Source organism: Pseudomonas sp. Leaf15, assembly GCF_001421425.1.
In the GTDB taxonomy this organism is placed as follows: domain Bacteria; phylum Pseudomonadota; class Gammaproteobacteria; order Pseudomonadales; family Pseudomonadaceae; genus Aquipseudomonas; species Aquipseudomonas salomonii.
On record NZ_LMKI01000012.1, the window covers coordinates 1 to 17,791 of the forward strand.

At 60.6% G+C, this 17,791-nt stretch carries 15 protein-coding genes; 9 read left to right on the plus strand and 6 right to left on the minus strand.

The annotated features are described in order from the left end of the window. The first annotated feature begins 345 nt into the window (after positions 1-345). The 8 genes from glpD (at position 346) to ASE80_RS10395 (ending at position 9,368) form a co-directional block, all read left to right on the plus strand. Positions 346-1,884: a glycerol-3-phosphate dehydrogenase gene (glpD, locus tag ASE80_RS10360; protein WP_056858824.1), complete on the plus strand. Its 1,539-nt coding sequence runs from the start codon at positions 346-348 to the stop codon at positions 1,882-1,884. Positions 1,885-2,312: 428 nt separating this feature from the next. Continuing rightward, positions 2,313-3,239 (plus strand): glutamate/aspartate ABC transporter substrate-binding protein, encoded by a 927-nt coding sequence (locus ASE80_RS10365; protein WP_056858825.1) that lies wholly within the window; start codon positions 2,313-2,315, stop codon positions 3,237-3,239. 194 nt (positions 3,240-3,433) lie between these two features. Then, a complete protein-coding gene (locus ASE80_RS10370; protein ID WP_056858826.1) occupies positions 3,434-4,180 on the plus strand; it encodes an amino acid ABC transporter permease in 747 nt (248 codons plus the stop codon). After that, on the plus strand, positions 4,180-4,851 hold the full coding sequence (locus tag ASE80_RS10375) for an amino acid ABC transporter permease (protein WP_017137030.1): 672 nt from the start codon (positions 4,180-4,182) through the stop codon (positions 4,849-4,851). The genes ASE80_RS10370 and ASE80_RS10375 overlap by 1 nt, the downstream gene beginning before the upstream one ends. Further along, on the plus strand, positions 4,848-5,582 hold the full coding sequence (locus tag ASE80_RS10380) for an amino acid ABC transporter ATP-binding protein (protein ID WP_049709764.1): 735 nt from the start codon (positions 4,848-4,850) through the stop codon (positions 5,580-5,582). Before ASE80_RS10375 ends, ASE80_RS10380 begins: the two co-directional genes overlap by 4 nt. Positions 5,583-5,791: 209 nt before the next feature. Then, positions 5,792-7,693: a sensor histidine kinase gene (locus ASE80_RS10385; protein WP_056858827.1), complete on the plus strand. Its 1,902-nt coding sequence runs from the start codon at positions 5,792-5,794 to the stop codon at positions 7,691-7,693. Further along, a complete protein-coding gene (locus ASE80_RS10390; RefSeq protein ID WP_056858828.1) occupies positions 7,693-9,030 on the plus strand; it encodes a sigma-54-dependent transcriptional regulator in 1,338 nt (445 codons plus the stop codon). Before ASE80_RS10385 ends, ASE80_RS10390 begins: the two co-directional genes overlap by 1 nt. Further along, positions 9,030-9,368: a GlpM family protein gene (locus ASE80_RS10395; protein ID WP_056858829.1), complete on the plus strand. Its 339-nt coding sequence runs from the start codon at positions 9,030-9,032 to the stop codon at positions 9,366-9,368. Before ASE80_RS10390 ends, ASE80_RS10395 begins: the two co-directional genes overlap by 1 nt. 134 nt (positions 9,369-9,502) lie before the next feature. On the opposite strand, the gene ASE80_RS10400 is transcribed toward ASE80_RS10395, so the two are convergent. The 6 genes from ASE80_RS10400 to ASE80_RS10425 are packed head-to-tail and all read right to left on the minus strand — an operon-like array spanning position 9,503 to position 16,771. Then, entirely contained in the window at positions 9,503-10,900 is a 1,398-nt protein-coding gene (locus ASE80_RS10400; RefSeq protein ID WP_056858830.1) for a sigma-54-dependent transcriptional regulator, read from the minus strand. Further along, entirely contained in the window at positions 10,890-12,668 is a 1,779-nt protein-coding gene (locus ASE80_RS10405; RefSeq protein WP_056858831.1) for a sensor histidine kinase, read from the minus strand. Before ASE80_RS10405 ends, ASE80_RS10400 begins: the two co-directional genes overlap by 11 nt. Further along, the gene (locus tag ASE80_RS10410) at positions 12,668-13,792 is read right to left on the minus strand and encodes a GNAT family N-acetyltransferase (protein WP_056858832.1); all 1,125 of its coding nucleotides are present in this window, start codon (positions 13,790-13,792) and stop codon (positions 12,668-12,670) included. The genes ASE80_RS10405 and ASE80_RS10410 overlap by 1 nt, the downstream gene beginning before the upstream one ends. Positions 13,793-13,801: 9 nt before the next feature. Beyond that, the gene (locus tag ASE80_RS10415) at positions 13,802-14,677 is read right to left on the minus strand and encodes an alpha/beta hydrolase (RefSeq protein WP_017137022.1); all 876 of its coding nucleotides are present in this window, start codon (positions 14,675-14,677) and stop codon (positions 13,802-13,804) included. After that, the gene (locus ASE80_RS10420; protein WP_056858833.1) at positions 14,674-16,068 is read right to left on the minus strand and encodes an aspartate aminotransferase family protein; all 1,395 of its coding nucleotides are present in this window, start codon (positions 16,066-16,068) and stop codon (positions 14,674-14,676) included. The genes ASE80_RS10415 and ASE80_RS10420 overlap by 4 nt, the downstream gene beginning before the upstream one ends. After that, positions 16,061-16,771: an MtnX-like HAD-IB family phosphatase gene (locus ASE80_RS10425; protein WP_056858834.1), complete on the minus strand. Its 711-nt coding sequence runs from the start codon at positions 16,769-16,771 to the stop codon at positions 16,061-16,063. The genes ASE80_RS10420 and ASE80_RS10425 overlap by 8 nt, the downstream gene beginning before the upstream one ends. 226 nt (positions 16,772-16,997) lie before the next feature. Here ASE80_RS10425 and ASE80_RS10430 point away from each other — a divergent pair, with 226 nt between their 5' ends. Next, positions 16,998-17,768, plus strand: a complete 771-nt coding sequence (locus ASE80_RS10430; protein WP_056858835.1) for a MipA/OmpV family protein — start codon at positions 16,998-17,000, stop codon at positions 17,766-17,768. The last annotated feature ends 23 nt before the right edge of the window (positions 17,769-17,791 follow it).

Genomic DNA, 17,791 nt, shown 5'->3' on the forward strand with positions numbered 1-17,791 from the left:
GCCTGCATGCGGATACTACTGATCAGACTAAATGCCATGCTGCGAGACGGTACAGAATGGCGCTGACGGACGGTAGGTTAAGACAGTTGCTCCCACAGTTGATCTGCATTCTCATGCAGGCACTCGTTCAACTGTGGGAGCCGGGCTTGCCCGCGATAGCGATAGTTCCGACACCACAAATCCCGAGCCGGCCCTAGGCTCATGTTCACAATTCTTCCTTTTCCCGCCCTTCGATGAGTTTTTTCAATCGAAGTCAGGTGGCTGTGCGCGCGTTTATCAGCTACCATTTTCGCAAATGAACATTAATGTTCGAATTCAAAGACGAAAAGATCGCGAGGCCAGCCGATGAACCCTTCCACCTTGCCTGCTCCACCGCTTGCCGAAGTCTATGACGTTGCCGTAATTGGCGGCGGGATCAATGGCGTCGGCATTGCAGCAGACGCAGCCGGGCGCGGTTTGTCGGTATTCCTTTGCGAAAAGGACGACTTGGCCAGCCACACCTCTTCGGCCAGCAGCAAGCTGATCCACGGTGGCCTGCGTTACCTCGAACATTACGAATTCCGCCTGGTACGCGAGGCGCTGGCCGAACGTGAAGTGCTGCTGGCCAAGGCCCCGCACATCGTCAAGCAGATGCGCTTTGTATTGCCGCACCGCCCGCACCTGCGCCCGGCGTGGATGATTCGCGCGGGCCTGTTCCTGTACGACCACTTGGGCAAGCGCGAAAAACTCGCCGGGTCCAAGAGCCTCAAGTTCGGCCCCGACAGCCCGCTGAAGAGCGAAATCACCAAAGGCTTCGAATACTCCGACTGCTGGGTCGATGACGCACGCCTGGTTGTGCTCAACGCCATGGCCGCCCGCGAAAAAGGCGCACATATCCACACTCAGACCCGTTGCATCAGCGCACACCGCAGCAACGGCATGTGGGAAATGAACATGGAACGCGCCGATGGCAGCCTGTTCTCGATCCGCGCTCGCGCCTTGGTGAACGCCGCCGGCCCGTGGGTCGCCAAGTTCATCAAGGAAGACCTGAAGCTGGACTCGCCTTACGGCATCCGCCTGATCCAGGGCAGCCACCTGATCGTGCCGAAACTCTACGAAGGTGCGCATGCGCACATTCTGCAGAACGAAGACCAGCGCATCGTCTTCACTATTCCGTACCTGAACCACCTGACCATCATCGGCACCACCGACCGTGAGTACACCGGTGACCCGGCGAAGGTTGCGATTACCGAAGGTGAAACCGACTACATGCTCAAAGTAGTCAACGCGCACTTCAAGAAGCAGTTGAGCCGCGACGACATCGTGCACACCTACTCCGGCGTGCGCCCGCTGTGCAACGACGAATCGGACAACCCGTCGGCCATCACCCGCGACTACACCCTGTCACTGTCTGGCGGTAATGGTGAAGCGCCGATCCTGTCGGTGTTCGGTGGCAAGTTAACCACCTACCGCAAGCTGGCCGAGTCGGCGATGGCGCAACTGGCGCCGTTTTTCACGCAGATGCGCCCAAGCTGGACCGCCACCGCGAGCCTGCCGGGCGGCGAAAACATGACCACGCCAGAAGCCTTGTCCGAAGCGATTCGCGCCAAATTCGACTGGGTGCCCAGCGAGATCGCACGCCGTTGGTCTACCACATACGGCAGCCGTACCTGGCGCTTGCTCGAAGGTGTGCAATCGCTGGCTGACTTGGGCGAACACCTGGGTGGCGGCCTGTACACCCGCGAAGTCGATTACCTGTGCGCCGAAGAATGGGTGACGCAACCGCAGGACGTGCTGTGGCGCCGGACCAAGCTGGGCTTGTTCACTACACCGCAAGAGCAGGACAACGTGCAGCGTTACCTGTCCAAGGTTGAGCAAAACCGCGCAAAGATTGAAGCGGCCTGATCGCAGGCAGTGACAAGAAGCCCCTGTACCGCAAGGTTCAGGGGCTTTTTTATGTTGCCAGTGCCTGCGATTGCATCACCTCGGCTCAACTAAAGACCGAGGTGCCTGCATCGCAGCGGTGCGACGATTCGACAAGCCAGCTCCCACAAAAGCCCCGCTCGGAATACCTTGCTGAGCATTCGGTTTTCCGAACGCTACACCCCACCCCATTCGGTTTGCCGGACCGAACCGTTATAAATCCCTCGTAACACAAAGTTAATCTCCTTATAAATCAATCAAATAACCTTTTATTTCCGGTATGGCACGACTCATGCTCTACACTCCCTGACGATTGCCTGAGGCGCCTTAGGAGCCGTCATGGGCATTCGCAGTACAAAGAGAGCCGCTAAGCCGGCTTCATAAAAAAAACAAATGTCGAGGAAGTATTGATGCGCATCGTTCCCCATATCCTGGGCGCAGCTATCGCTGCTGCTCTGATCAGCACTCCAGTTTTCGCCGCCGAACTCACCGGCACACTGAAGAAAATCAACGACTCCGGCACCATCACCCTCGCTCACCGCGACAGCTCCATTCCGTTTTCCTACATCGCGGATGGCTCGGGCAAACCCGTGGGCTACTCCCACGACGTTCAGTTGGCTGTGGTTGAAGCCCTGAAAAAAGACCTGAACAAGCCCGACCTGAAGGCCAAGTACAACCTGGTGACTTCGCAGACTCGTATCCCGCTGATCCAGAACGGCACGGCGGACCTTGAGTGCGGCTCCACCACCAACAACGCCGAACGCGCCCAGCAAGTTGATTTCACCGTCAACATCTTCGAAATCGGCACCCGTCTGCTGGTCAAGAAGGACAAGGATGGCAAGCCGTCCTACGCTGACTTTGCCGACCTGAAAGGCAAAAACGTCGTGACCACCGCCGGCACCACGTCCGAGCGCATCATCAAAGCGATGAACGCCGACAAGCAGATGGGCATGAACGTCATTTCCGCCAAAGACCACGGCGAATCCTTCCAGATGCTCGAAAGCGGCCGTGCCGTTGCGTTCATGATGGACGACGCTCTGCTGGCCGGCGAAGAAGCCAAGGCCAAAAATCCGAAAGACTGGGTCATCACCGGTACTCCACAGTCCTTCGAAGCCTACGCGTGCATGGTGCGTAAAGACGACCCGGCCTTCAAGAAAGCCGTGGATGACGCCATCGTCGCCCTGTACAAATCCGGCGAGATCAACAAGATCTACAGCAAGTGGTTCGAGAGCCCGATCCCACCAAAAGGCCTGAACCTGAACTTCCCGATGAGCGAAAAGGTTAAGGAGCTGATCGCTAACCCAAGCGACAAGCCAGCCCCTGACGTAAAAATCTGATACCTGACTAAGCTTATGTCCTGAGGGAGCCAACCCTCCCTCAGGCGTCTGTTACTACCTGCTGGCTTTAATGTGGAACACTCGACCTGGCGGTTTTCGAGCCGATCGCGTGTGCCTGGCGTTCACCGTCAGGCGGGAAAGGATCTTCCCCAAGCAGGTGCTTGTACATCGATCGATCTCGAGGGGAGACCCTAATGAATTACAACTGGGACTGGGGCGTGTTCTTCAAGTCCACTGGCGTGGGCAGCGAGACTTATCTCGACTGGTACATCGCCGGTTTGGGCTGGACCATCGCCATCGCTGTCGTGGCATGGATCATCGCCTTGTTGCTTGGCTCCATTCTGGGCGTCATGCGCACCGTGCCAAACCGCCTCATAGCGGGCATCGCGACCTGTTACGTGGAACTGTTTCGTAACGTGCCGCTGCTGGTGCAGCTGTTTATCTGGTACTTCCTGGTGCCCGATATGCTGCCGCAGAACCTGCAGGACTGGTACAAACAAGACCTCAACCCGACCACCTCGGCCTATCTGAGCGTTGTCGTGTGCCTGGGCCTGTTCACCGCCGCCCGTGTGTGCGAACAAGTGCGTACCGGCATCCAGGCGCTGCCACGTGGCCAGGAAGCTGCGGCGCGCGCCATGGGCTTCAAGCTGCCGCAGATCTACTGGAACGTGCTGCTGCCCCAGGCCTACCGCATCATCATTCCGCCGCTTACCTCGGAATTCCTCAACGTGTTCAAGAACTCCTCCGTGGCGTCCTTGATCGGTTTGATGGAACTGCTGGCGCAAACCAAACAGACCGCCGAGTTTTCGGCCAACCTGTTTGAAGCCTTCACCCTGGCCACGTTGATCTACTTCACCTTGAACATGAGCCTGATGTTGCTGATGCGTGTGATCGAGAAGAAAGTCGCGGTGCCCGGCCTGATCTCCGTGGGGGGTAAATAATGGACTTCGATTTCAGCGGTATCATCCCCGCCATCCCGGGCCTGTGGAACGGCATGGTCATGACCTTGCAGTTGATGGTCATGGGTGTGGTCGGCGGCATCGCGCTGGGTACGGTCCTGGCGCTGATGCGCCTGTCGTCCAGCAAACTGCTGTCACGCCTGGCCGGCGCCTACGTGAACTACTTCCGCTCGATCCCGCTGCTGCTGGTGATCACCTGGTTCTACCTGGCGGTGCCGTTCGTGTTGCGCTGGATTACCGGCGAAGACACCCCGATCGGTGCGTTCACCTCCTGCGTCGTGGCCTTCATGATGTTCGAAGCCGCGTACTTCTGTGAAATCGTGCGGGCCGGCGTGCAGTCGATTCCCAAGGGCCAGATGGGCGCAGCCCAGGCGATGGGCATGACCTATGGCCAGACCATGCGCCTGATCATCCTGCCCCAGGCGTTCCGCAAGATGACCCCGTTGCTGCTGCAACAGTCGATCATCCTGTTCCAGGACACCTCGCTGGTCTACACCGTGGGCCTGGTGGACTTCCTCAACTCCGCCCGCTCCAACGGCGACATCATCGGCCGCTCCAATGAGTTCCTGATCTTCGCCGGTGTCGTCTACTTCATCATCAGCTTTTCCGCCTCGCTGCTGGTCAAGCGTCTGCAAAAAAGGTTTGCCGTATGATCTCTATCAAGAACATCAACAAGTGGTATGGCGACTTCCAGGTGCTGACCGATTGCAGCACTGATGTCAAAAAAGGCGAAGTGATCGTGGTGTGCGGCCCATCGGGTTCGGGCAAATCCACCCTGATCAAGTGCGTCAACGCGCTGGAACCGTTCCAGAAGGGCGACATCGTGGTCGACGGCACCTCCATCGCCGACCCGAAGACCAACCTGCCCAAACTGCGCTCGCGCGTGGGCATGGTGTTCCAGCACTTCGAGCTGTTCCCGCACCTGACCATCACCGAAAACCTGACCATCGCGCAGATCAAGGTGCTGGGCCGCAGTAAAGAAGAAGCCACCAAGAAGGGTCTGCAACTGCTTGAACGCGTTGGCCTGTCGGCACACGCCCACAAGCACCCGGGCCAGCTCTCCGGCGGTCAGCAACAGCGTGTGGCCATCGCCCGCGCCCTGGCCATGGACCCGATCGTCATGCTGTTCGACGAGCCGACCTCGGCACTCGACCCGGAAATGGTCAATGAAGTGCTCGACGTGATGGTGCAACTGGCCCACGAAGGCATGACCATGATGTGCGTGACCCACGAAATGGGCTTCGCGCGCAAAGTGGCCGACCGCGTGATCTTCATGGACGCCGGCAAGATCATCGAAGACTGCCCGAAAGAGGAGTTCTTCGGCGACATCAGCGCCCGCTCCGAACGCGCGCAGCACTTCCTTGAGAAAATCCTGCAGCACTAAAAAGCAGCACTGTTCTCCCTGTGGGAACCGGGCCTGTGTGGAAAACGGCTTGTGTGGGAGCTGGCTTGCCTGCGACAGCATCACCTCGGTGCAAATGATACACCGAGGCGCCTGCATCGCGGGCAAGCCCGGCTCCCACACAGTCAAACTGCCCACACAACCGGTTTCACAGCAGGGCTGACAGCGCTGGTTGACCCAAGGCATCTGTGATGAAATGCGACCCCAACCAATTTCGCGCCGCACCGCCATCACTTGCCGTGAAACCTCGTCTGATTCGCCAACTGTTCCTGCCGCCGTTGATCATCGCCCTGATGGTCGGCCTGGGTTACATCGGCTTCTGGGTCAGTGAGTACTATGGCATCCGCACCCTCAGCGACAACGGCGAGCGCCAGCTGGAACTGCATGCCCGCACCGTCGAAAGCGAACTGAGCAAATACACCTACCTGCCCAGCCTGTTGGAGCTCGAATCCAGCGTCTCCAGGCTGCTGGCCGACCCGAGCCAGGAAACCCGGCAAACGGTCAATAGTTACCTCGAAGGCCTGAACCGACGCAGTCGCAGTCGGGCCATCTACGTGATGGACACCACCGGCCGCGTACTGGCCACCAGTAACTGGCGCGATGCCGACAGTTACCAGGGTGAAGACCTGTCCTTCCGTGCCTATTTCCAAAATGCCGTGCGCGGCCAGCCCGGCCGTTTCTATGGCATTGGCAGCACCAACGGCGAACCCGGTTACTACCTGGCCCACGGCCTCGAAGAGCACGGCAAGATCATCGGCGTGGCCGTGGTCAAAGTGCGCCTTGAAGCCCTCGAAGAACGCTGGCAGCGCGCGCGTCTTGAAGCCTTTGTGAGCGACGAAAACGGCATCATCATCCTTTCCAGCGACCCGGCCCGGCGCCTCAAGGCCGTGCGCCCGCTGAGCGATGACACCAAGGAACGCCTGGCCCACAGCCTGCAATATTACTGGGCAACGTTGAACGAGCTGGAGCCGTTGGCCCGCGAGCGACTCAACGAAGGCACCGAGAAGCTCACCTTCCCGGCCAACAGTGAAGTGGTCAACGACGAGCGTGAAGTCAGCTACCTGGCCCAGACCCGCCCGCTCAGCGACACGCCGTGGAACTTCACCCTGCTGACCCCGCTTAACGACTTGCGCCGCGCCGCGATCAATCAGGGCATTCTGGTGGCGGTCGCCTTTGGCCTGGTCGCGTTCCTGCTGATCGCCTGGAACGAGCGGCGCAAAGTCATCGCCACCCGCCTCGCCGCGCGCGAAGCCTTGCAGGAAGCCAACAGCCAGCTGGAACGACGGATTGCCGAACGCACCGCCGACCTGCGCGCCAGTAACGAACGGCTCAAGGGCCAGATCCGCGAGCGCCGCCAGGCCGAAGAAACCCTGCGCCGCGCCCAGGATGAACTGGTGCAGGCCGGCAAGCTGGCGGCCATCGGCCAGATGTCGACCAGCATTGCCCATGAATTGAACCAGCCGCTGGCGGCATTACGCACGCTGTCGGGCAACACCGTGCGCTTCCTCGAACGTGGCGCCCTCGACACCGCCAGCGCCAACCTCAAGACCATCAACGAGCTGATCGACCGCATGGGCCGCATCACCGCCAGCCTGCGCTCATTTGCCCGGCGCGGTGATGACCAGGGCGAAGCCAACCTGGGCAAAGCCGTGGACGCCGCCTTCCAGGTGCTGGGCGCGCGCCTGGACGGCTTGCCGTTGACCGTGCACCGCAACTTCGCCCCCGCCCAGCTGCAGATCGACCAGACCCGCCTGGAGCAGATCCTGGTCAACTTGATCGGCAACGCGCTCGATGCGATGCAAGCTCAGCCGACACCCGAGCTATGGTTGGACGGCCAGGGCGCCGACGGTAAATACCGTCTGCACGTGCGCGACAATGGCCACGGCATCGACCCCGAAGCGCGCAAACATTTATTCGAACCGTTCTTCACCACCAAACCCGGCGAACAAGGCCTGGGCCTGGGCCTGACCCTTTCCGCCAGCCTGGCGGCGGCCACCGGCGGCAACCTCGCCGTGGAACACCCGGCCAGTGGTGGTACTGCCTTTGTCTTGTGCCTGCCGTTGGTGGGCACCCAAAAAGCTGAGTCGACATGATGAGTACCGATCCTAAAGACCTCACCGTTCTGATCGTCGAAGACGACCCCCATGTGCTGCTCGGCTGCCAGCAAGCCCTGGCGCTGGAAGACATTCACAGCGTGGGTGTGGGCAGCGCCGAAGAAGCCCTCAAGCGCATCGGCGAGAACTTTGCCGGCATCGTCATCAGCGACATTCGCCTGCCCGGCATCGACGGCCTGGAGCTGCTGACCCGCCTCAAGGCCCTGGATAAAAGCCTTCCGGTGGTGCTGATCACCGGCCATGGCGATATCTCGATGGCGGTCGGCGCCATGCGTAACGGCGCCTACGACTTTATGGAAAAACCCTTCTCCCCCGAACGCCTGGTCGATGTGGCGCGCCGCGCCCTTGAGCAACGTGGGCTGGCACGGGAAGTCTGGTCGCTGCGCCGCCAACTGGCCGAGCGCGACTCGCTGGAAGGCCGCATCATCGGCCGCTCGCCCGCCATGCAGAACCTGCGCGAGCTGATCGCCAACGTCGCTGACACCTCGGCCAACGTGCTGATCGAAGGCGAAACCGGCACCGGCAAGGAACTGGTCGCGCGTTGCTTGCACGATTTCAGCCGGCGCCACGACCACCAGTTCGTAGCCCTGAACTGCGGCGGCCTGCCGGAGAACCTGTTCGAAAGCGAAATATTCGGTCACGAAGCCAACGCCTTTACCGGCGCGGGCAAGCGGCGTATCGGCAAGATCGAACACGCCCATGAGGGCACGCTGTTCCTCGACGAAGTGGAAAGCATGCCGATCAACCTGCAGATCAAGCTGCTGCGCGTGTTGCAGGAGCGCACCTTGGAACGCCTGGGCTCCAACCAGAGCGTGGCGGTGGATTGCCGGGTGATTGCCGCGACCAAATCCGATCTCGACGAGCTGAGCCGCGCCAGCCAATTCCGTAGCGACCTGTACTACCGCCTTAACGTGGTGACCCTGGAACTACCACCGCTGCGCGAGCGCCGCGAAGACATTCTGCAGTTGTTCGAACACTTCCTGCAGCAGTCCTCCTTGCGTTTTGACCGCAGTGTGCCGGAGCTGGACAACCAGACCGTATCGACCCTGATGAGCCACGATTGGCCTGGCAACGTGCGCGAACTGCGCAACGTCGCCGAGCGCTTTGCGCTGGGCTTGCCGGCCTTCAAGAAAAGCGGCGCCAGCAGCAGCAATCACGGCCTGGCCTTTACCGAGGCGGTGGAAGCCTTCGAGCGCAACCTGCTCAACGATGCCCTGCAACGCAGCGGCGGCAACCTTACCCAGGCGAGCCTGGAACTGGGAATGGCCAAGACCACGCTGTTCGACAAGGTCAAGAAGTACGGGTTGAGCCACTGATGGACTTACTCCTGAAAGCCGCCCTGGGCGCGGCGGTGGTGCTGATCCTGGCGGCGCTGGCCAAGACCAAAAACTACTACATCGCAGGGCTGGTGCCGCTGTTTCCGACCTTCGCGTTGATCGCGCACTACATCGTCGGCAAGGGCCGTTCGGTGGACGACCTGAAGACCACTATACTGTTTGGGATGTGGTCGATCATTCCGTATTTTGTGTATTTGGCGACGCTGTATGTGATGGTCGACCGCATGCGCCTGGAGGCGTCACTCGCCGTGGCGGCGGTGGCATGGCTGATGGCGGCGACCGTGTTGGTGAGCGTGTGGGTACGCGTCCACGCCTGACACACCGCAAACTGATCGTTCCCACGCTCCGCGTGGGAATGCCGCTTGTGACGCTCTGCGTCACGCTTCGGGACGCGGAGCGTCCAGGGCTGCGTTCCCACGCAGAGCGTGGGAACGATCGGCATCAAACACTTTCAGCGGATGATCTTCTCGACCTGAATCCCCAGCTTTTTCAGCCGATACCAGAAGCTCCTCTCGGAAATCCCGATCTTCGCCGCCGCCGCAGCCTGCACGCCGTTGCTCTCGTTCAGCGCTGCCATGATGTAGGTTTTCTCGACTTCAGCCAGCGCCGCATCCAGGTCGGCAGGCACGCCCGGTGTGTCGCCCAGCAGCGCCGTAACGCCGTCCTCGGCAGGCTTGGATGCAAACAGGTAAGCCGGCAAGTCAATGTCTTCGATCACCGGGGAAGCCGCCACGATGGTCGCCCGCTCCACGCAGTTTTGCAGCTCACGGATATTGCCCGGCCAGTGGTAGGCCGCCATCGCCTGCAACGCCTCGGGGCTGAAGCCGGTGATGCGTTTGCCCGCAGTAGCACTCAGGGTCTGGGCGAAGTGGCGGGCCAGGGGCACGATGTCTTCGGCGCGCTCGCGCAGGGCCGGCAAAGGAATCGGGAACACATTGAGGCGGTAATACAGGTCTTCGCGAAACTCTTTATTGGCCACCGCATCCAGCAGGTTCTTGTTGGTGGCGGCGATCACGCGCACATCCACCTTGCGCTCGCGGGGGTCGCCCACCGGCTCGATCACGCGCTCCTGCAAGGCCCGCAGGATCTTGGCCTGCAACGCCAACGGCATGTCGCCCACTTCATCCAGAAACAAAGTGCCCTGGTCGGCCTGCATAAAGCGCCCTACCCGGTCGGCCACGGCGCCGGTAAAGGCGCCTTTGCGATGGCCGAACATCTCGCTTTCCAGCAAGCCTTCGGGAATGGCCGCGCAGTTGACCGCCACGAACGGTTTGTCGGCGCGGCTGCCATGTTTATGAATCGCTCGCGCGACCATTTCCTTGCCGGTGCCGCTTTCGCCGGTCAACAGAATGGTCGCGTTGCTGTCGCGTACCGAATCGACCGCGTGCAGCACCTGGCGAAACGCCGGGCTGTCGCCCACCAGGCTGTCGAACTGCGCATGGTGATCCAGCTCGGCGCGCAGGCGCGCGTTGTCGCGCATGATGTCGCGAAACTGCAGGGCCTTGGCCACGGTGATGTCCAGCTCGTCGATATCGAACGGCTTGGCAATGTAGTCATAGGCGCCGTTGCGCATCGACTGCACGGCGTTTTTTACCGTGCTGTAGGCGGTCATCACGATCACCGGCAACTCCGGGAAGCGCACTTTTATCTCGGCCAGCAGCGCCGGCCCGTCCATGCCCGGCATACGCCAGTCGCTGATCACCAGGTCGATGTCCTCCTGCTCCAGCACCTTGAGCGCGTGCAGGCCGTTGCCGGCGGTAAAGACCTGAATGCCATTCTGGCTCAAGGCCGATGACAGCAAGTCGCAGAGCTTGGGCTCGTCGTCGACTACCAATACGTTATGCGTCATGAACTTCCTCATCGTCGCCGTCATCTTCGCCATGGGCCGGAATGTACAGGCTGAAGGTGGCGCCGGCATCTTTCTCACTGGCACATTCGATGCTGCCGTCGTGACTTTCCATGATCGAATAGACTTTAGCCAGCCCCAGGCCCGTGCCCGAGGCCTTGGTGGTGACGAATGGTGTGAAGATGCGCTCGATCATATCGGCCGGAATACCTTGGCCGGTGTCGGCGATGCTGATCACCGTATTGCCGTCCACGCTGCGAATGCCCAGGGTCAGGCGCCCACCTTCGGGCATCGCGTCGATGGCGTTGAGGATCAGGTTCAGGCAAGCCTGCTTGAGTTGCTTGGCATCGGCATAGATTGTCGCGCCGGGCGACTGGTCATCGATGTGCGCATCGATGTTATGGGTGGCCAGTTCCGGGCTGCAAAAGCCGAGGATTTCTTCCACCACCGGGCGCGCCGCCTGCAACACACGCAGGGGCGGATTGGGCTTGGCGAAATCCAGAAACTCGGTGATCAGGTCGTTGATGCGGCTGACTTCGCTGATCACGTATTCCAGGTGGCGCTTGTCGGTGTCCGGCAGGTCAACTCGGCGGTGCAGCAATTGGGTGGCGGTCTTGATGATGCCCAACGGGTTGCGAATCTCGTGGGCCAGGCCCATGGCGACTTCGCCCAACGCATGCAGCCGGTCGCGACGGCGCAGCTGGGCTTCAAGGTGATGCAACTCGCCCAGGCGCTCGGTCATGTGGTTGAAGGTGCTGCTCAGTTGCGCCAGCTCATCGCCGCCGGTGACCAACACGCGATGCTCGTAATTGCCCGAGATCACCGCGTCAACGCCCTGGGACAAATCGCGCAGCGGTTTGGTCAGGCGGCGTGACACCAAGACACCTGCGCCCAGGGACAACGCCGAACTCAGCAGGAAAATCAGCACGAACAGGTTGCTCTGGTTCACCAGCCCCACCAGGCTGGTGTGGCGCAACAGGCCGCTGAAGATCACGCCTTGCAGGTCGCCGGCATCATTGAAGATCGGCCAGTACAACCCGCTGTAGTTATTGGTGAACTGCTCGCTCGGTTGCTTGGTGGCGCGCATGGCGGTTTCGACATTCTTCGGGATGCGCGAAGGGTGGTTTTCAAAACGCTGGGTCGAGAAGATCTCGGAAAACCCTTGAGGGTTGGCCAGGTACAGGCGCAGGTCGAGGGAGTGCACATCGGCCACGCTGGTGAGGAAACTGCTGTCCAGGTACGTGGCCACCAGCAGCAGGTAATCGACGCCCTCCTGGGTGGTTTCGAATGTGGAGACCACCAGGCCCGTGGTCACGCCGGCCACTTGCACGGTCTGCAATACCGCGTTGCTGGTCAGGTTGATCTGCTTGACCACATCGTCGGCGGCGGTGCTGAACACCACTTTATGGTCACTCACGCGAATCAGCGCGACCACATCGATATCGGTGGCGTCGGCGATGTCGGCGGTCAGGCGGTCATGCTTGGCCGCTTGCTTGCTCGACGGCGGCGCGGTGTAGCGCAGGAACAGTTTGGCCATGCGCGCGTTGTCATGCAGGATGTCGCCGATTTCGTCCTTGACGATCTTGGTCGACTCTTGCAGCCAGATGCGCACGTTGCTGTCGAAAATCTGCGACAAGGTGGTCGCCGCCAGTTCGGCCGCGATCATGGTCGGGATAACGCTGACCAGCCAGAACGCCAGCACCAGCTTGCGCTGGACGCTCCAACGCGAAATGGCAAAGGGGCGGGCTTTTTGGCGGGTCTTGGTGATCATCAGGTTTCGCTTATCGCAGCAGCCATGGCAGGGTCGGATCGATCCGGTCTTATATACATTTTCACGAGCTTGAGCACGCTGTTGACCAGCCGGTTACGGTGACGGAAGAACATGCTGTTGCCCTGGAACTCACAGCCCAGGCGCAGCTTACTGGCATAGCCCTCCTGACCGCACTCGTACAGCGGGATCTTGTGTGCAATACAGTAGTCGACATTGGTCAGCCAGTAGCGAAAGTACAAACTGTATTCACGGGTAAATTCACGGTCATGCCCGAAAAACTTATCGACCAGGCGGTGCTCGTCCAACAGCACCAGGTTGAACGCTACCAGCCGCTCATTAACCCAGTAAAGAGCACAGACCGCACGCCCTTGCAGCCGTTCCAGGATGCCGGTGAAGTAACTGGCCGGCAGGCGTTCGAACTGCAAATCGGCGCGGCTGAGCGTGTCTTCGTACAGGCGCATCACCTCGGGTAACACGTCATCAATGGTGTACCGCCACTCAACCCGCGGGCCCGGCGCACGCAATTTGCGGCGCAGGTCTTTGCGGGTCGCCTTGCACAGCGAGCCCAGGTAGGCGTCCACCGAGCCGTAAGGCACCGTCAGCCAGCCACTGGGTAAGCTTGGCATGCTCTGAAAGCCCGCCTGGCGGCAATTGTCTGCCCAGTCGAGGTCATGGGTAGGCACGTCTTTGACCGCCACCAGGCCAATCCCGAAGGTATTGGCGTCCTGGCGGGCGGCCTCCAGCAAGTGCTTGATCAGCAGCGGGCGCTGCTCCTGGGGCACGTGGCTGGCGATACCTGCATCGCAACGCTCGGCCACCGGCGAGCCGATGGCGTACAACTGCAAGCGCAAAACACCCGGCCACAGTCGCTCCAGGCGCTCGGTAAAGCGCTTGCCGGCGCCCGACACCGTGGTGTCGAGGCGATAATAAGTGATGAACGCGGCGGCCACGGCCACCAGCGTTTCATCGTCGTAGACGGCCAGGTAACGCCACTTGAAATCATCGATCGCGGCGTTTTCCACGGCAACGTAAAAATCCCAATCCTCCAGGGCTGCGGGAAAGCAGTCATTCCAGGCGCAACGCGGGATGGCCCGGATAGTCGAGAAGGCTTGGGCGGTAATCACGTCTAGTCCTTAGGCTGATGCCCGCTGTCGATAATCCACGGGTGCCTGTACAGCCGGGGCGGCGTGTTGCTCGACAAATTCTGCGCTCAACTCGATCACCCGCCGGTATTGCAGGTCGACGGTGATCATGTGGTAGCAGTTATCCAGCAGAATCTTGGTCACTGGGCCACCGAGGTGGCGTTCCACGTAATCGGCATTCCAGCGGCTGGTGATGTCGTCCTCGATGGAGTGCAACACCAGCGCCGGTACCTTGACCTCGGGCATGCGCTTTTTGACCACGGCGTTCATGCGGTGCAACTCGCGCACCGTGATGCCTTCCATGGTCAGCAAACCGGCCTCGCTGCTTTCGCCTTCCTTCATCTGACGCTCGACGATCGCCCGCAGGCGCTCGTTCTTGATGCCGTAAGGCGGCTTCTCTTCGAAGCGGCAGATGTGCACGCCGAACGGGATCTTCATCAGCAACGGCGTCAAAAACGCCAGCTTGTTAATGCTCCAGCCGTCGTACTTCAAGGTGGTCGAATACATCAACAGCCCGGCCACTTGCCCTGGGTGCTCGGCAGCCACATACATGGACATCACCGCGCCCATGGACAAGCCACCGACAAACACCTGCTCGTGGCGCTGCTTGACCTGCGCAAAGGTCTTGCGCACGCCTTCGTACCAGTCCAGCCAGCCGGTGGCCTGCAGGTCGCTGTTATCGCCGCAATGCCCAGCCAGCGTGGGCACGTACACCGTGCAATTACCGGCTTTGGCCAGGCCTTTGGCGACCTGGCGCAATTCCGTCGGGGTGCCGGTCAGGCCGTGGATCAACAGGATCCCGACCGGACCTTCACCGAGAACGAAGCCGGCATCACCCTCGCCGAGGTCGATCCCAACGCTGTTCACCGTTTAGTCGCTCGCACCAGCAATTGCTCGAGCAGCTTCAGGCCCAGGTCGATTTCCGGGTAGCTGATTTCCAGGGACGGTGCCAGGGTGATCACGTTTTTGTAGTAGCCGCCCACGTCGAGGATCAGGCCGAGTTTCTGGCCATCCACGATCATGTCGCCCTTCATGCCTTCTTCGACCATGTAGTCCAGGGTCGCCTTATCCGGCGTGAAGCCATCCGGGCCGCAGATTTCGCAGCGCAGGGCCAGGCCCAGGCCGTCGACGTCGCCGATGATCGGGAAACGTTTCTGCAGGTCTTGCAGGCCTTCCAGGAAGTATTTGCCCTTGGCCATGACCATCGCACCGTAGTCGACTTCGCTGGTCATCTTGAACATTTCCAGGCCTACCGCCGTACCCAGTGGGTTGGAAGCGAAGGTGGAGTGGGTCGAACCTGGCGGGAACACCGTCGGGTTGATCAGCTCTTCACGGGCCCAGATGCCGCCCAGCGGGTTGAGGCCATTGGTCAGCGCCTTACCGAAGACGATCACGTCCGGCTGCACGTCGAAGTGTTCGATCGACCACAGTTTGCCGGTGCGGTAGAAGCCCATCTGGATCTCGTCGGACACCATCAGGATGCCGTGCTGATCCAATACTTGCTTCAGTTCGCGGTAGAAGTTCATCGGCGGGATCACGTAGCCGCCGGTGCCCTGGATCGGCTCGACGTAGAACGCTGCGTATTCGCACTGGTTGGTTTTAGGGTCCCAGACGCCGTTGTATTCGGTCTCGAACAGACGCGCGAATTGCTGCACGCAGTGGCTGCCGTACTCTTCTTTGGTCATGCCTTTAGGGCCGCGGAAGTGGTACGGGAACGGGATGAAGTTGGCGCGCTCGCCAAAGTGGCCGTAGCGGCGACGGTAGCGGAAGCTCGAGGTGATCGACGAAGCGCCGAGGGTACGGCCGTGGTAGCCGCCTTCGAAGGCGAACATCAGGCTCTTGCCGTTGGAGGCGTTACGCACCACTTTCAACGAGTCTTCGATCGACTGCGAACCGCCGACGTTGAAGTGCACGCGACCGTCGAGGCCGAATTTGTTCTTGGCGTCGACGGCGATCATTTCCGACAGCTCGATCTTGCCTTTGTGCAGGTACTGGCTGGCGATTTGCGGCAGGGTATCGATCTGCTGTTTCAGCGCGTTGTTCAGGCGCGGGTTGGCGTAGCCGAAGTTAACGGCCGAGTACCACATTTGCAGGTCGAGGTAGGCCTGGTCTTCGGTGTCCCACACGTAAGAGCCTTCGCAACGGCTGAAAATACGTGGCGGCTCGATGTAGTGAACGGTGTCGCCGTAGGAGCAGTATTTGGCTTCTTTATCCAGAAGAATCCGGTCTTCGGCGGTAGCGATACGAATATCAGACATGGTGGAAGAGTTCCTGATTTTCAACAGAGAGGTCGGCGGCAAAGGCGCCGGAGTTAGCGGCGATGCCTTGTGGCAAAGCGGTCAGCAATGCGGGCAATTCGGCAAAGGTGTCGAAGCGCGCATGGGCAATGTTGTTGGCTTCGCAGTACTTGGCGAGGCTGCCTTTGGCGAAGACGAAGTCGGCGCTTGAGGCCACGCACATGTCGGACTTGCCGTCGCCAATCACCAATACGCGCTTGTTGCGCGGGGTGGATTTGCACTTGCAGTTGCCGGAGGCGGCGCGGCAGGCATCGCTGGAGTACGGGAAGTCGATGCGCCAGCTGTTCTGGTCGACCTGGCGCAGGCGGTTGGCGAGGATCGGCAGCAAGGTCACGTAGTTGCGCGACAGGATGCGCGCGATGCCTTGCTCGATGCCGTCGCTGACCACTTCGATGGTCGCGCCCAGGCCCATGACGTGATCGACGAAGTCCGGGAAGTCCGGGTCGATCTCCACGCTGTCGAAGTACGCCAGCAGTTCAGCCGGGGTGGCTTTGATCAGCGCCAGTTGACGGCTCAGGCATTCGCGGGAACCGATATGCCCATCCAGCCATTCCTGTTCGATGGTTTCCCACTCAGGGCCGGCGAAGCGCTGGAGGACGTTGTCGATGACGTCGGTGGGGGTGATGGTCCCGTCGAAGTCGCACACGATATGCCACTGGATCATTGCGTTTACCTTGAGGAGTAGCGCTCTGTGCGCTTGTGCCAAGGGGTATTGCAGAGACTGTGCCAACAGGCCAAAGCCCAGCGGGGCTGGGGTTTTGGTCGATATGCAGGGGGATTTGTGTCGCAGGAGCTACAATTTTTGTAGCTTGCTACAAACAAGATGAGTGCTTGCGTCAGGGAGGCGCTTCGCGCGTGAATGCGCGCAAGTTCAGATAAGGAAACGCTCCATGTTCAAGGTTACTTCTGCTGTATTCGCCGGCTTGCTGGGGCTGTGGGGCTTTTCCAGCACGGCATGGGCCGAAGGCATTACCGGCGAAGTCGGCGCAGGCGTCAGCTACCAGCCCCATGACCCGACAGGCAGCCGCTACGAAACCCGGCCGATTCCCTACTTCGATCTGGACTGGGGCAATGTGAGCCTGGGCACCGACGACGGCCTGACCTGGAGTGCACTCAATACCAACGGTTTCACCGCCGGCCCGTATATCAATTACCTGCCGGGCCGTACGGCTGATCGCTCGCTGCGCGGCTTGCGGGATGTGCCGGACATGGCCGAAGTCGGGGGGTTCGTCCAATACGCACCGGCCGAGTTCTGGCGCGTGTACGCTCAGGTCGGCCAGGCTGTCGGCGGCCCGCGTGATCAGAGTGGTGTGTTGGGCAAGGTCGGTGGCGAACTGGGCTACCCGCTGGGCGGCGGCATTATCGGCAGCACCGGCCTGATGGCGCATTTTGCCGATGCGCGCCAGACCCAGGCGTTTTTTGGCGTTGACGATAAGGAGTCAGCGGCATCCGGCATTCGCGCCTATAACGCCAGCGCGGGCTTTCAGAACCTGACGCTGACCCAGAGCTTCGAATTCCCGCTGGCGACCCATTGGTCGCTGTTGACCAGCGCCAGCTGGACACACCTGGTGGGTTCGGCGGCCAACAGCACAATCGTCAAGGAGACCGGCAACGTGAACCAGGGCCAGGTGCAGACGGCGATCAGCTACAAGTTTGACTGACCCTGTGGGAGCTGGCTTGCCTG

Excerpts from the sequence above, each read along its gene's own strand:
- glpD (WP_056858824.1), top strand. The coding sequence starts at position 346 with ATGAACCCTTCCACCTTGCCTGCTCCACCGCTTGCCGAAGTCTATGAC.
- ASE80_RS10365 (WP_056858825.1), top strand. The coding sequence starts at position 2,313 with ATGCGCATCGTTCCCCATATCCTGGGCGCAGCTATCGCTGCTGCTCTG.
- ASE80_RS10370 (WP_056858826.1), top strand. The coding sequence starts at position 3,434 with ATGAATTACAACTGGGACTGGGGCGTGTTCTTCAAGTCCACTGGCGTG.
- ASE80_RS10375 (WP_017137030.1), top strand. The coding sequence starts at position 4,180 with ATGGACTTCGATTTCAGCGGTATCATCCCCGCCATCCCGGGCCTGTGG.
- ASE80_RS10380 (WP_049709764.1), top strand. The coding sequence starts at position 4,848 with ATGATCTCTATCAAGAACATCAACAAGTGGTATGGCGACTTCCAGGTG.
- ASE80_RS10385 (WP_056858827.1), top strand. The coding sequence starts at position 5,792 with ATGAAATGCGACCCCAACCAATTTCGCGCCGCACCGCCATCACTTGCC.
- ASE80_RS10390 (WP_056858828.1), top strand. The coding sequence starts at position 7,693 with ATGAGTACCGATCCTAAAGACCTCACCGTTCTGATCGTCGAAGACGAC.
- ASE80_RS10395 (WP_056858829.1), top strand. The coding sequence starts at position 9,030 with ATGGACTTACTCCTGAAAGCCGCCCTGGGCGCGGCGGTGGTGCTGATC.
- ASE80_RS10400 (WP_056858830.1), bottom strand. The coding sequence starts at position 10,900 with ATGACGCATAACGTATTGGTAGTCGACGACGAGCCCAAGCTCTGCGAC.
- ASE80_RS10405 (WP_056858831.1), bottom strand. The coding sequence starts at position 12,668 with ATGATCACCAAGACCCGCCAAAAAGCCCGCCCCTTTGCCATTTCGCGT.
- ASE80_RS10420 (WP_056858833.1), bottom strand. The coding sequence starts at position 16,068 with ATGTCTGATATTCGTATCGCTACCGCCGAAGACCGGATTCTTCTGGAT.
- ASE80_RS10425 (WP_056858834.1), bottom strand. The coding sequence starts at position 16,771 with ATGATCCAGTGGCATATCGTGTGCGACTTCGACGGGACCATCACCCCC.
- ASE80_RS10430 (WP_056858835.1), top strand. The coding sequence starts at position 16,998 with ATGTTCAAGGTTACTTCTGCTGTATTCGCCGGCTTGCTGGGGCTGTGG.